The sequence below is a fragment of the Bradyrhizobium sp. CER78 genome (assembly GCF_029846235.1).
Taxonomy (GTDB): Bacteria; Pseudomonadota; Alphaproteobacteria; order Rhizobiales; family Xanthobacteraceae; genus Bradyrhizobium.
In genome coordinates, this window is the sequence record NZ_JARVWP010000016.1 from 140,529 (window position 1) to 153,917 (window position 13,389).

Consider the following 13,389-nt stretch of genomic DNA (forward strand, 5'->3'; position numbering starts at 1 on the left):
CCTGATGATCCTGCTCAGGCCAACTCATAGCGAAGCGGGATCGTCACATGAAGATGCGAGCGGTGGATGCGGCAGTCCGCATACTTGAACGCGAGGGGATCACTTGCGCCTTCGGCGTTCCCGGCGCTGCGATCAACCCGCTTTACTCCGCACTGAAGCGTAACGGCTCGATCCGGCATGTTCTGGCGCGGCACGTCGAAGGCGCCTCGCATATGGCGGAGGGCTATACCAGGGCGAACGCGGGCAACATCGGCGTTTGCATCGGCACGTCGGGCCCCGCCGGAACCGACATGATCACCGGCCTCTATTCGGCGATCGCGGATTCGATTCCGATCCTCTGCATCACCGGACAGGCGCCGCGGGCGCGGCTCTACAAGGAAGACTTCCAGGCCGTCGACATCGAGTCGATTGCAAAGCCGGTGACGAAATGGGCCGTCACGGTGCGCGAGCCGGCGCTGGTGCCGCGCGTGTTCAGCCAGGCTTTTCATGTCATGCGCTCGGGGCGGCCGGGACCGGTGCTGATCGATCTGCCGCTCGATGTGCAACTGGCCGAGATCGAGTTCGACGACGAGACCTATTCGCCGCTGCCGGTCTACAAGCCAACGGCGACGCGCAAGCAGATCGAGAAGGCGCTCGAGATGCTCAACGCCGCGGAGCGGCCGCTGATCGTCGCCGGTGGCGGCGTGATCAATGCCGATGCGTCCGAGCTGCTGGTCGCGTTCGCCGAAGCGGTCAACGTTCCCGTCGTTCCGACGCTGATGGCGTGGGGCGCCATACCCGACGATCACGCGCTGATGGCCGGCATGGTCGGCCTGCAGACCAGCCATCGCTACGCCAACGCCACGATGCTCGAATCCGATTTCGTGCTCGGCATCGGCAACCGCTGGGCCAACCGGCATACCGGTTCGATCGAGACCTACACCAAGGGGCGCAAATTCGTCCATGTCGACATCGAGCCGACGCAGATCGGACGGGTTTTCAATCCGGACCTCGGTATCGTGTCGGATGCCAGGGCCGCGCTGGAGATGTTCGTGAGCGTCGCCAGGGAGTGGCGGAAGTCCGGCAGACTGCGCGACCGGCAGGCCTGGCCCGCGGCCTGTCGCGACCGCAAGCGTTCGATGCTGCGCAAAAGCCATTTTGACAACATCCCGATCAAGCCGCAGCGCGTCTACGAGGAGATGAACAAGGCGTTCGGCCGCGACACCTGCTACGTGACCGTGATCGGATTGTCGCAGATCGCGGGTGCCCAGTTCCTCAACGTCTATCGGCCGCGCAACTGGATCAACGCCGGGCAGGCCGGTCCGCTCGGCTGGACACTGCCGGCCGCGCTCGGCGTGCGCGCCGCTGATCCCGACCGCGACATTGTCGCGCTGTCGGGCGACTACGACTTCCAGTTCCTGATCGAAGAGCTCGCGGTCGGCGCGCAGTTCAATCTGCCCTACATCCACGTCGTCGTGAACAATTCCTATCTCGGGCTGATCCGGCAGGCGCAGCGCGGCTTCGACATGGACTATCACGTCCAGCTCTCGTTCGAGAACATCAACGCGCCCGAGATCGGCACCTACGGCGTCGACCACGTGGCCGTCGCCGAGGGGCTGGGCTGCAAGGCGATCCGCGTGACGGATCCAAACGACGCACAGGCCGCGTTTGCGACCGCGCGCGAGCTGATGGCGAAGCACCGAGTGCCGGTAGTGGTGGAGTTCATCCTCGAACGCGTCACCAACATCGCGATGGGAACGGAGATCGACAACATCGTCGAATTCGAGGAGGTGCTCGACCTTCCGCTCGATGACGTGCCGAGCGAACAACGAACCGGCACGCTGCTGCCGGCCTGACGACATCATCCAGCGCTGTCCAAGCGGAGATCCGACCCGTGCCTCAGTTTGCCGCCAACCTCACCATGCTGTTCAACGAGCTGCCGTTCCTCGACCGGTTCGCGGCAGCCAAGGCCGCCGGCTTCAACGCCGTCGAGTATCTGTTTCCGTACGAGTTCGAAAAGGGCGCGTTGCGGGAGGAGCTGTCGCGCTGCGGGCTGACCCAGGTGCTGCACAATCTTCCGGCCGGCAATTGGGCTGCCGGCGAGCGGGGCATTGCGATCCTGCGCGATCGGGTCGATGAATTCCGCGACGGCGTGGTGCGCGCGATCGACTACGCCAAGGCGCTGGAGTGCCGGCAGCTGAACTGCCTGGTCGGCATCGCTCCGGCCGGAGCGGACGCGGCGGAGCTGCGCGAAATCCTGGTGCCCAATCTGCGCTTCGCCGCCAGCGCGCTCGCGCAGCATGGCATCAAGCTCTTGATCGAACCGATCAACACGCTCGATATTCCCGGCTTCTTCCTGAGCGGGACGGAACAGGCGGTGCAGCTGATTTCCGACGTCGGCTCACCCAATTTGTTCATCCAGTACGACATCTATCACATGCAGATCATGGAAGGTGATCTGGCGCGGACCCTGCAGCAGCATCTCGGCCGGATCGCGCATGTCCAGCTCGCCGACAACCCGGGCCGTTTCGAGCCGGGCACCGGCGAGATCAACTATTCCTATTTGTTCAAGCATCTCGACAGCATCGGATATCGCGGCTGGATCGGATGCGAATACAAGCCGCGGACGACCACGCTCGAGAGCCTCGCCTGGCACGCCGCGCAGACTCTCGTGACCTAGAGCATTTTCCGTTCCGATTGAATCGGAACGGAGCTCTGGACTTTTTCTTTAACGCGTTTTCTTCACGCGAACCGGTATCCACTTCGCTGGAAAACGCTCTCATCCGGCTGACAGGAGCGACGACAATGAAAGACATAGGATTCATCGGGCTCGGCACCATGGGACGTCCGATGGCGGGCCACCTCCTGGCTGCCGGCTATCGCTTGTTCCTGCACGACGTCGCACCCATTCCGCCGGAGCTGATTGCAGCCGGCGGCATCGCTTGCGAGTCCGGCAAGCAAGCCGCGCAGGAAGCCGACGCTGTGATCATCATGGTGCCGGATACGCCGCATGTCGAAGCCGTGCTGTTCGGCGAGGGCGGCGTCGCGGAGGGCGTCTCCAAGGGCATGATCGTGGTGGACATGAGCTCGATCTCGCCGCTCGCAACAAAGGAGTTTGCCCGCAAGATCGATGCGCTCGGCGCCGACTATCTCGACGCGCCGGTTTCCGGCGGCGAGGTTGGCGCAAAGGCGGCAAGCCTGACCATCATGGTCGGCGGGCGGGAGCGGGCGTTCAATGCGATGAAGCCCGTGTTCGAGACGATGGGCAAGAACGTCACCCATGTCGGCGGCAATGGCGACGGCCAGACCACCAAGGTTGCGAACCAGATCATCGTGGCACTGACCATCGAGGCGGTGAGCGAGGCCCTGCTGTTCGCCTCCAAAGCGGGCGCCGATCCGGCGCTGGTGCGCCAGGCGTTGATGGGCGGCTTTGCCTCGTCCCGGATCCTTGAAGTGCACGGCGATCGCATGATCAAGCGCAACTTCGATCCCGGCTTCCGCATCGAGCTGCATCAGAAGGATCTCAACCTCGCGCTGGAAGGCGCGCGGGCACTCGGGCTGTCGCTGCCAGGCACGGCCGCCGCCCAGCAGCTGTTCAACACCTGTACAGCCCTCGGCGGCAAGGCCTGGGACCATTCGGCAATCCTGAAGGCGCTGGAAGTTATGGCGGGCCACGAGGTCGCGGCTGCCTGAATGTTTCAGGCAGCTGGATGGATCATCGCCAACGGTTAGCCCTTTTCGATGATATGAAGGTCCCACGGGGAGGGGCGTCGCGCCAGAGCGACGAACCCTCGCATCCCAGGGGTCTTTGGCTCCTTGACACGGTAAGTAAAAATATTATTACATGCCGGGATGGGAGAAACGAGCTGATGTTGCAGACAAAACGAAGCTATGGCGGCATGGTGACCGCGCCGCATCACCTGGCAGCGCAGGCGGGCCTCGCCGTGTTGTCGGAAGGTGGCAATGCCATCGAGGCGATGATCGCCTCGGCCGCGGCGATTGCCGTGGTCTATCCCCACATGAACGGCCTTGGCGGCGACAGCTTCTGGCTGGTCGGCCGCGCCGGCTCGATGCCGGTCGGGATTCAGGCGTGCGGACGCTCGGCGATGGCGGCCGATCGCGACTGGTATCGCGCGCGTGGCTGCAGCAGCATTCCTGGCCGCGGCCCGCTCGCCGCGCTCACCGTCGCCGGGACCGTCGACGGCTGGCAGAAGGCCTATGAACTCAGCCGCGATCGTCATGACGGCCGCTTGCCGTTGGCACGACTGCTCGAGCCCGCGATCCGTCATGCCGAGGACGGCGTCGCCGTCACCAGCACGCTGCATGAAAACATCCGCAAGAAGCGGCATGAGCTCGAAGACGTGCCCGGCTATGCCGAAGTCTATTTGCCGCAAGGCAGCCCGCTCGCGGTCGGTGCGCGGCTGCGGCAGCCGCGTGTCGCCGAGACGCTGCGGCGGCTGGCCAAGGCTGGGCTGTCTGATTTCTATCGCGGCGAACTGGCGCGCTCGATGGCGGCCGACCTCGAACGGGTCGGGAGCCCGCTGCGACTGGCTGACCTGGAGCGCCATCAGGCATCGCTGGTGACGCCGCTCTCGGTCGAGGTGTCCGGTCACAAGGTCTACAACATGCCGCCGCCGACGCAGGGGCTGGCTTCGCTGTTGATCCTGGCACTCTATGCCCGGCGCGTGGCTGAGGAGGCCGACGGCGTCGATCATTTGCACCGGCTCGTCGAATGCACCAAAGCTGCGTTCCGGATTCGCAACGGCCATGTCACCGATCCCGACTACATGAAGCGTGCGGCCGCTGAATTCCTGTCCGAGCAGTCGCTCGCCGCGCTTCACGAAACCGTCTCCGACCGCCGCGCCGCGCCGTGGCCCGATCCGTCCAAGCAGGGCGACACGGTGTGGCTCGCCGCGACCGATCGCAATGGGCTCAGCGTCAGCTTCATTCAAAGCGTCTATTGGGAGTTCGGTTCGGGCGTCATCCTCCCCGAGACCGGCGTCACCTGGCAAAATCGCGGAACGAGCTTTGGCCTCGGCGAGGCCGATACCAACAGGCTGGATCCGGGACGCCTGCCGTTCCACACGATCCAGCCGGCGATGGCCGAACTCGGCGATGGGCGGCTGATCTCCTATGGCACGATGGGCGGAGAGGGGCAGCCGCAGACCCAGGCCGCCATCTTCAGCCGTTACGCCATGCACGGCCAGGAGCTGCAGTCCGCAATCACGGCGCCGCGCTGGCTGCTCGGCCGCACCTGGGGCGAGGAAAACAACAATTTGAAGATCGAATCCCGCTTCGATCCCGCGATCATCGAACGGCTACGCGCGCTCGGCCACGACATTCAGGTGGCCGGCCCGTTCGAGGAGTTCATGGGACATGCCGGCGCGATCGTCTGGCATCCGGATGGCCTGATGGAAGGGGCCAGCGATCCGCGCAGCGACGGTGTTGTTGCGACCCGCTGAAGGGCATTGCCAGCGCATGATCCGCACGATGCTGCTTCGTGCGGATCATGCGTTAGCGCGACGGCTTGCGGGGCTGCGCGGTCGTCTTCGATCGGGCGGACTTGTACTTGCGTTCCCCGGCGGGAGCCGTCAGCCAGGTCAGGATCATGTCCTGCGCATGCTCGCGGCGCAGCGCAAGCCAGTCCGAATCGCCGAGATCCTTGTCGAACATCGCCGACAGCGTGTAGCGGTTGGACACGTGGAAATAGCTCATCGCAGTGATTGAGACGTAGAGCTGGATCGGATCGACGTCACTGCGAAACAGGCCCGCTGCCACGCCGCGCCGCAGGATGCTTTCGATGCTTGCAACCAGGGGCAAGGTGAGATCGGCAATCTTGCGCGACTTGCGCATGTTGCGACCACGCTGAAGGTTCTCGGTGTTGATCAGGGCGATGTAGTTCTGGTGCTGCCCGAAGAACGTGAAGGTGAAATCGATCAGCTCGCTCATCGCGGCGATCGGCTCGAGATCATCCAGCTTGAGCTGCTGCTCGGCCGCGCGGATCTCGGTGTAGACGTCCTCGAGGACCGCGATGTAGAGCCCGTTCTTGTCGCCGAAATAGGCGTACAGCAGGCGCATATTGGCCTTGGCGCGCTGCGCAATGGCTTCGACGCGCGCACCGCCGAGGCCATTGTGGCAGAACTCGAAGGTCGCCGCGCGCAGGATCGCCTCCTTGGTCAGCGCGGAGTCGCGCGGGCGTTTTCCGCGCGTGGTACTGCGGGTGGGGCTGGTCTGTGCTGTCGTCTCTGTCACGGCGTCAACCTTGCCTGGGCTCGGGTAGTCACGCAAGGCAGGTCCGCATCAGGCCACATCGGGCAGCGGTCCGGTTCCCGGCGCAAGCAGCTGGGATTGAGATCGGCATTACGGCTGTTCGTCAAGGGCGATTCCTCCCTGTTCACTGCTTCCGGGCGCCTTCGGTCACCATCACGCCGCCGCGCGCGACGAGGCGGCCGGCCTTGTAGACATCGCGCGGCTTGGGGCGAGCGACCACGGCTTCCTGGACATGCCGTGCGTCCAGCACGGCGAAATCCGCCGCCGCGCCGACAGTGAGGCCGTAACCCCCAAGGCCGAGCGCCTGCGCCGCGTTGGCCGTCACCATGTCGAAGGCCGCGGCCAGCTGATCGTCGGTGTTGAACCCGGAGCGGTAGCCGACCATCATTGCGCGTTCGAGCAGGTCGCCGTCGCCGTAGGGCCACCAGGAATCGCGGATGTTGTCATTGCCGGAGAACACGGTGACACCGGCATCGCGCAGCAGCAACACAGGCGGAAATGGGCGCGCGCCTGGGGCATTGGTGAGAATGGCAACGCCAGCCTCGGCAAGCTGCTGCGCGGTCCGTTGAACCACGTCAACAGCCACTTCGCCGAGCGCATAGGCATGACTGATCGTGACCTTGCCGCCAAGGCCCGATGCTTTGGTCCGCCGCGCGATTTCCTCGATCTCCGAGATGCCTTGCTGACCGCCGTCATGCAGATGAATGTCGATGCCGACGCCATGCCGCCCGGCAATCCCGAAGACGACGTCAAGATGCCCGGCGACGTCACCATCATGGCTTGCGGGATCAAGTCCGCCGACCAGGTCAGCGCCGGCACGAACGGCTTCCTCGAGCAATTCGGCCGTACCGGGCGATGTCAGGATGCCGCTCTGGGGAAACGCGACGATCTGGATCGAAACCTTCTCGCGATGCGCCTCGCGGGCTGCCGCGATCGCCTCGAAATGCCGCAGGCCGACCTCGGCGTCGACATCCACATGGCTTCGCATGTGAGCCGTGCCTTGGGAGACACAGAGGTCGATCAGGGCTGCTGCCCGAACGGCGATCGGCCTGGCGCCGGCAAGAGCTTCCTTCTCGAATCTGACGCGCTCGCGCACGCTGAATCCCGCGGTGCAGGGCCGATGCGGCTTCCAGTCGTCGCCGATGAAGCATTTGTCGAGGTGGATATGACCTTCCACCATGCCAGGAAGCACCAGGCGCCGGCCGAGATCATGGATGACGCCGACTGCGCCGTGATCTTGCCGGGACGATGTGATGGCAACGATCTTGCCGCCGCTGACGGCGATGTCGACAAGCCGGCCATCGGCCAACCGCGCATTCTGGAAGAGTGTGTCGATAGCGGTCAATTGAAGTCTCCGGTTTCTTATGTCGGCACGATGCCGTCGGGCAGGGCGCGAGAAAATGCCGCGATCTCGCCGGCGGTGGTGATCCAGATGTCGTCGCGCTGGGCGACGATCGCCTGCAGAGCGCGCCGCAGCGGCCGCAGCCGGTGGGGCTGGCCGACCAGATAGGGATGCAGCGCGATGCCCATGACCAGCGACTGCCTGGCGGATTGCGCCAGCATTTCCTCGAACGTGTCCGTGATCATAGTCGCGAACTGCTCGCCGCTGTCCTTGCGTCCGACAATCGCGGGGATATCGTTCAGTTCCTGTGGATATGGGACGGACAGGATGCGGCCGCCACCCCGTGTCGAGAACCACACCGGCTGATCGTCCATGCACCAGTCGAGCAGGTAGTGGTAGCCCGCCTCGGTGAGCAGGTCCGGCGTCACAGCGGATTGCGAGATCCACGGACCGAGCCAGCCGAGCGGCCGTCGTGCCTCGGCGCGCGCGATGATATCGGTCGCTTCCGCGATCAGTCGCTGCTCTTCGGCAGGGGAGAGCACGCCCTGGCGTTCGGAATTGGTCCGCCCATGGCCGACGACCTCGTCGCCACGCGCGCGAAAGGCGTCCATGACTTCCGGGCAGTAGTGATAGATGCTGCTGTTCGCGAGCACCGAGAGCGGCAGCTTCAGTTCGTCGAACAGATCGATCAGCCGCCACACGCCGACCCGGTTGCCGTAGTCGCGCCAGGCATAGTTGAGGACGTCAGGATGCGGGCCGCCCGGGCAGAGCTCGGCACCAAGCCCGTCGCCGAACGCGAAATGCTCGAGGTTGAGCGCGATGTAGACCGCCAGCCGCTTTCCGTTCGGCCACACGAAGTCGGGGCGGCGCGTGATCGCGCTGTAGCGGTAGCGGTCATGAGAGACGAGACCGCGCGCCGGATCCGGCGTTTGCGCGCATGTTGCATCGCCGAGAACGCCACGCGAGACGGCTCGCTCGGGTTCCTCTCCAATCTCCCGCTGCATTGCAATCTCCGTTCGGCGCGCGATCGGCCGCTTGACATTCGTCGATTTGTGAAGAAAGTTTTTACTTCCGTCAAGACCGCGGAAACGGCGGCGGCGGACCAGAGGCGGCTCGGGAGCCGTCGGAGCGGGAGGAATTGCAGAAATGAGCTACGCTTGTACCCCCATTACCGGGCTGTGCCGCCGCGTTGCCTTGCAGGGCGCGCTCGCCATTCTCATTGGCTCGCTGCCGTTTGCGGAGCGGGCGCAGGCCGCCGAGCCGATCAAGATCGGCCTGGTCACGGCGCTGTCGGGGCAGTCGGCGCGCGCCGGCGAAGCGCTGACCCGCGGCGCGACGATCGCGATCGAGGAAATCAACGCGAAAGGCGGCGTGCTCGGCCGTCCGCTGGAGCTGGTGCGCCGCGACGATGAAAGCAATCCCGCCAAGGGGCTGACCGCCGCGCGCGAACTGATCCAGCGCGAGAAGGTCGCGGTGCTGCTCGGCGGTCTCGATACGCCGGTCCAGCTTGCGATCGTGCCGTTCGTCAACAACGTCAAGATGCCGTTCGTGGTGCCATGGGCCGCCGGAACCAACATTACGCAGAACGGCGCCGCGTCCAACTATGTGTTCCGCGTCTCGGCGATGGACGACGAGGTCGACAAGGCGATCGTTGCGTTCGCCGGCAAGACCTTCGCCGCCAAGAAGCCGGGCCTGATCCTCGTCAACAATCCCTGGGGGGAATCGAACGAGCACGGCCTGCGCGCCGCGCTGAAGGCCGCCGAGATCGAACCGGCCGGCGTCGAGAAGTTCGAGGCGAACGATGTCGACGTGGTCGCGCAATTGTCCCGCCTCAAGCAGGCCGGCGCCGACTCGCTGTTCCTGGTCGGCAATGTCGGTCCATCCTCGCAGGTGGTGAAATCGCTCGACCGCATGGGCTGGGCGCCGCCGATCGTGTCGCATTGGGGGCCGGCCGGCGGTCGCTTCACCGAGCTCGCCGGGCCGAGCGCAGAGAGCGTCGTGTTCGTCCAGACTTACAGCTTCTTCGGCAACCTCTCGCCGGTCGGCAAGCGCGTGCTCGCCGAACTGCAGGCGAAGTATCCGGATATCAAGGGGCCCGCGGACGTGACGCCTGCGGTCGGCTTCGCCAATGCCTATGACAGCGTGCAGGTGATCGCCGGCGCGATCCAGAAGGCCGGCAGCACAGATCCGACCGCCATTCGTGACGGCTTCTACGGGATCGACAGGCTGGAAGGCCTGATCAAGACCTATGAGAAGCCGTTCGCCCAGAACAAGCACGATGCGCTGACGGCGCAGGACTACATCTGGGCCCACTTCGAAGACAACCACATCCTGCCGTTCAAGAACTGACGGCGGCGGTCGTCCAGCAAGCAGATCGGGGTGATCATCAATGTCGTTTCTTTCGGCGATAATAACCGGAATGGCGCTGGGGAGCATGTACGGTCTGCTCGCGCTAGGCTTTCACGTCACTTACGCCGTGTCCGGCACGGTCAATTTCTCGCAGGGCAGCTCGATGACCCTGGGAGCCGTTGCCGGATACTTCTTCCTCGTCGTGTGGGGTTGGCCGGCCGCGATCGGCATCCCCGCGGTGCTGCTGGTCTGCGCGGTCTACGGCGTTCTGATCGAACGCTTCGCGGTTCGTCCGTTTGTGCAGCGCGGGTCGGACAACTGGCTGATGGCGACGGTTGCGGTCGGTATCATCGTCGACAATGTGATGCTGTTCGTGTTCGGCAAGGAGCCGCGCAGCTTCCCGTCGGTGCTCGCGGCCAAGCCGATCCAGATCGTGGAGGGGGCAGGGGTCTACCCGCTGCAGCTCCTGATTCCCGTGGTCGGCCTGCTGCTTGCCCTGGCGCTGCATCTGATCAGCCGCCGCACGCGGCATGGCGTCGCAATGCTTGCAGTGGTGCAAAATCCCAACGCCGCACGGCTGATGGGCATCAATGTCAGCGGCGCCATCGCCGCGAGCTACGCGGTGTCGGCGATGCTGGCGGGCGTCGCCGCGCTGCTGATCGCGCCGCTGCTCAACGTCTCCTCGGAGATGGGCACGCTGTTCGGCATCAAGGCGTTCGCCGCCGCGATCATCGGCGGTCTCGCCAGCGCCTGGGGCGTCATGCTGGCCGGACTGTGTCTTGGCCTGATCGAGGTGTTCGCGACCAACTATCTCGGGTCGGTCTACACCCAGATCATCACGTTCGCTTCCGTCATCGTCATCCTCGTCATCATGCCGCACGGGCTGCTCGGCCGAGCTGGAGTTAAGAAGGTATGATTTCTCGCGCTTCCCTTCTGATCGCGGTCGCAGCGTTCGCGATTGCCATCTTCTATGCCGCGGTCGCGGACAGCTACGCGGTGTTCCTGATCGCGACGATTTCGCTGACCGCGATCGCCTGCATCGGGCTCAACGTCCTGCTCGGCCTCGCGGGCCAGATCTCGCTTGGACATATCGGCTTCATGGCGATCGGCGCCTACACCACGGTGTTGCTGATGGAAAAGGCCGGCTGGCCCTACCTTGCCGCGACAGCGGGAGCCATCGTCCTGGTCAGCATCGTCGGCGGCCTGCTTGCGCTGCCGGCGCTGCGCGTGCGCGGGCCGTATCTGGCGATGGTGACGATTGCCTTTGGCTTCATCGTCGAACATGTCACGATCGAGTGGCGCGATCTCACCGGCGGCGGCAACGGCCTGATGCTGAGCGCGCCGCCGAGCGTGTTCGGCTACACGCTGTCCGAGCGCTCCCTGGCTATCGCGGGCATCGTGCTGGTGTTTGCCGGCCTCTTCCTGTTCGAGCGGTTGAAGCGCAGCGGCTGGGGCTATGCCATGCGCGCGGCCCGCGATACCGAGGTCGCGACACGCTCGCTGGGCATCGATCTGGTGCATGTGCGCGCCATCGCCTTCGTGATCTCGGCGGCCGCGATGGCGCTGGCCGGCGCGCTGTTTGCGCCGCTGCAGGGCTATATCAGCCCGAGCTCGTTTCCGTTCCTGCAATCGGTGCTGCTGCTGTTCGGCGTGATGGTCGGCGGCGCCGGTTCGGTGCTCGGCCCGGTGATCGGCGCCGCGCTGGTGGTGCTGCTGCCGGAGGCACTGTCGGATCTGGCCGAATATCGCCTGCTGGCCTTCGGCGTGTTGCTGTTCGTCGTGTTGCGCGCCGCGCCGTCCGGCATCGTCGGGCTCGTGGAGCAGCTCGCGGCAAAGTTCCTGCCGGCGCGCAAGCCCTTGGCCGAGACTGCGATTGCGCCGGCGCTTGCCGATGCGGCGATCCTCGAAACGCACAACGCGGCCGGGCTCGACGTGACGGATCTCTCGATCTCGTTCGGCGGCGTGCGCGCCGTCCAGGGCGTCTCGTTCAAGGCGGCGCCCGGTGCCGTGACCAGCATCATCGGCCCGAACGGCGCCGGCAAGACCAGCGCGCTCAATCTGCTCTGCGGCTTCTACCGGCCGCAGGCGGGAACGGTGATGCTCGGCGATCGCGATGTCACGGGCATGACGTCGCATTTGCTGGCGCGGGTCGGCGTGGCGCGGACGTTCCAGACCACGCAGTTGTTCGGCTCGCTCACGATCCTGGAAAACATCCTGCTCGCCGAGCGGGTCGGCCGTCTCGGCGGCATCGTCTCTGCGTTGCGCAACGCAGAGACCGAGGGATTTGCCCGGTTCCTGCTGCGCTTTGCCGGCGTCGATGGCGACGTCGACCGTCTCGCGGATTCGCTGTCGCACGGCGAGAAGCGGCTGGTCGAGATCGCGCGCGCGCTGGCGCTGCGGCCCCGCATCCTGCTGCTCGACGAGCCCGCGGCGGGCCTCTCGAAGGGCGACAAGCAGCGCCTGACCACGCTGTTGCGCCGGATCGCCGATCTCGGGATCGCCGTCATCATCGTCGAGCACGACATGCCGATGATCATGTCGCTGAGCGATTTGATCGTCGTGCTCGACGGCGGCAAGCGCATCGCGATCGGCGATGCGGCGGCGATCCGTAATGATCCGGCGGTCCGCAAGGCCTATCTGGGCGACTCCACGCCGGGCGAGAAGACCCGTGCGCCGCGGCCGGAGCGGCAGGGCACTGCGCTCGAAGTCAAGGCGCTCGACTCGTTCTATGGCCTGTCGCGCGCCCTGAACGGGATCGATCTGGTGGTCGCCCCCGGCGAGGCGGTTGCCGTGCTCGGCGCCAACGGCGCCGGCAAGACCACCCTGATGCGGTCGATCGCAGGTCTCGAACCGCCGCGATCCACGGGCGAAGTGCGGCTCGCCGAGACGCGCATCGACACGATGCCCGCACATGTTCGGGCCCGCTCGGGCGTCGTGCTGGTGCCGGAAGGGCGGCAGGTGTTTCCGGAACTGACGGTGAAGCAGAACCTTGAGCTCGGCGCCTATGCGCGCAAGGGCCTCGACCTCGACGCCGAGATCGAGGCGATGTTCGTGCGCTTCCCGCGGCTGAAGGAGCGCATCGACCAGCGCGCCGGCCTGTTGTCCGGCGGCGAGCAGCAGATGCTCGCGGTGGCGCGCGGGCTGCTGACCGGGCCGAAGATCTTCATGCTGGACGAGCCGTCGCTCGGCCTCGCGCCGCTCGTCGTCGACGAACTGTTTGCGTCCTTCGAACGGCTGCGCAGCGAGGGCATGACCATCATGGTGGTCGACCAGATGGCGGGCCACGCGCTCGCGCTGGCCGACCGGGCCTATCTCCTCGAGACCGGGGCGATCCTGAAGAGCGGCGCCGCCGACATCATCGCCGAGGATCCGCTGCTCGAGGCGGCCTATCTGGGCGGGGAGGCCCAGGCCGGCGCGCCGCAACGCTTCGCGGCCCAGGCACGCTGAGG

At 65.5% G+C, this 13,389-nt stretch carries 10 protein-coding genes; 7 read left to right on the forward strand and 3 right to left on the reverse strand.

Annotated features, from left to right (window positions below):
• Positions 1–47: 47 nt before the first annotated feature.
• The 4 genes from gcl (at position 48) to QDT69_RS28775 (ending at position 5,441) form a co-directional block, all read left to right on the forward strand.
• The gene (gene gcl / locus QDT69_RS28760) at positions 48–1,835 is read left to right on the forward strand and encodes a glyoxylate carboligase (RefSeq protein ID WP_279709836.1); all 1,788 of its coding nucleotides are present in this window, start codon (positions 48–50) and stop codon (positions 1,833–1,835) included.
• Between the two features lie 38 nt (positions 1,836–1,873).
• The gene (gene hyi / locus QDT69_RS28765; protein WP_279709837.1) at positions 1,874–2,659 is read left to right on the forward strand and encodes a hydroxypyruvate isomerase; all 786 of its coding nucleotides are present in this window, start codon (positions 1,874–1,876) and stop codon (positions 2,657–2,659) included.
• A 125-nt stretch (positions 2,660–2,784) separates the two neighbouring features.
• Positions 2,785–3,672 carry a 2-hydroxy-3-oxopropionate reductase gene (locus QDT69_RS28770; RefSeq protein WP_279709838.1) on the forward strand — a complete coding sequence of 296 codons (888 nt, stop codon included), beginning with the start codon at positions 2,785–2,787 and terminating at the stop codon, positions 3,670–3,672.
• A gap of 176 nt (positions 3,673–3,848) precedes the next feature.
• On the forward strand, positions 3,849–5,441 hold the full coding sequence (locus QDT69_RS28775; protein WP_279709839.1) for a gamma-glutamyltransferase family protein: 1,593 nt from the start codon (positions 3,849–3,851) through the stop codon (positions 5,439–5,441).
• 52 nt (positions 5,442–5,493) lie between these two features.
• Here the strand turns inward: QDT69_RS28775 and QDT69_RS28780 are convergent, their stop codons facing one another.
• From QDT69_RS28780 to QDT69_RS28790, 3 genes are all read right to left on the reverse strand, one after another.
• Positions 5,494–6,231, reverse strand: coding sequence for a TetR/AcrR family transcriptional regulator (locus tag QDT69_RS28780; RefSeq protein ID WP_279709841.1), 738 nt, complete (start codon positions 6,229–6,231; stop codon positions 5,494–5,496).
• Positions 6,232–6,373: 142 nt separating this feature from the next.
• Positions 6,374–7,594, reverse strand: a complete 1,221-nt coding sequence (locus QDT69_RS28785; RefSeq protein ID WP_279709842.1) for an amidohydrolase family protein — start codon at positions 7,592–7,594, stop codon at positions 6,374–6,376.
• A 17-nt stretch (positions 7,595–7,611) separates the two neighbouring features.
• Positions 7,612–8,595 (reverse strand): polysaccharide deacetylase family protein, encoded by a 984-nt coding sequence (locus QDT69_RS28790; RefSeq protein WP_279709843.1) that lies wholly within the window; start codon positions 8,593–8,595, stop codon positions 7,612–7,614.
• Positions 8,596–8,818: 223 nt separating this feature from the next.
• On the opposite strand from QDT69_RS28790, the gene QDT69_RS28795 reads away from it, so the two are divergent.
• The 3 genes from QDT69_RS28795 to QDT69_RS28805 are packed head-to-tail and all read left to right on the forward strand — an operon-like array spanning position 8,819 to position 13,387.
• A complete protein-coding gene (locus QDT69_RS28795) occupies positions 8,819–9,940 on the forward strand; it encodes an ABC transporter substrate-binding protein (protein WP_279709881.1) in 1,122 nt (373 codons plus the stop codon).
• A gap of 40 nt (positions 9,941–9,980) precedes the next feature.
• Positions 9,981–10,856, forward strand: a complete 876-nt coding sequence (locus QDT69_RS28800; protein WP_050420846.1) for a branched-chain amino acid ABC transporter permease — start codon at positions 9,981–9,983, stop codon at positions 10,854–10,856.
• Positions 10,853–13,387, forward strand: coding sequence for a branched-chain amino acid ABC transporter ATP-binding protein/permease (locus QDT69_RS28805; RefSeq protein ID WP_279709844.1), 2,535 nt, complete (start codon positions 10,853–10,855; stop codon positions 13,385–13,387). Before QDT69_RS28800 ends, QDT69_RS28805 begins: the two co-directional genes overlap by 4 nt.
• Positions 13,388–13,389 lie beyond the last annotated feature (2 nt).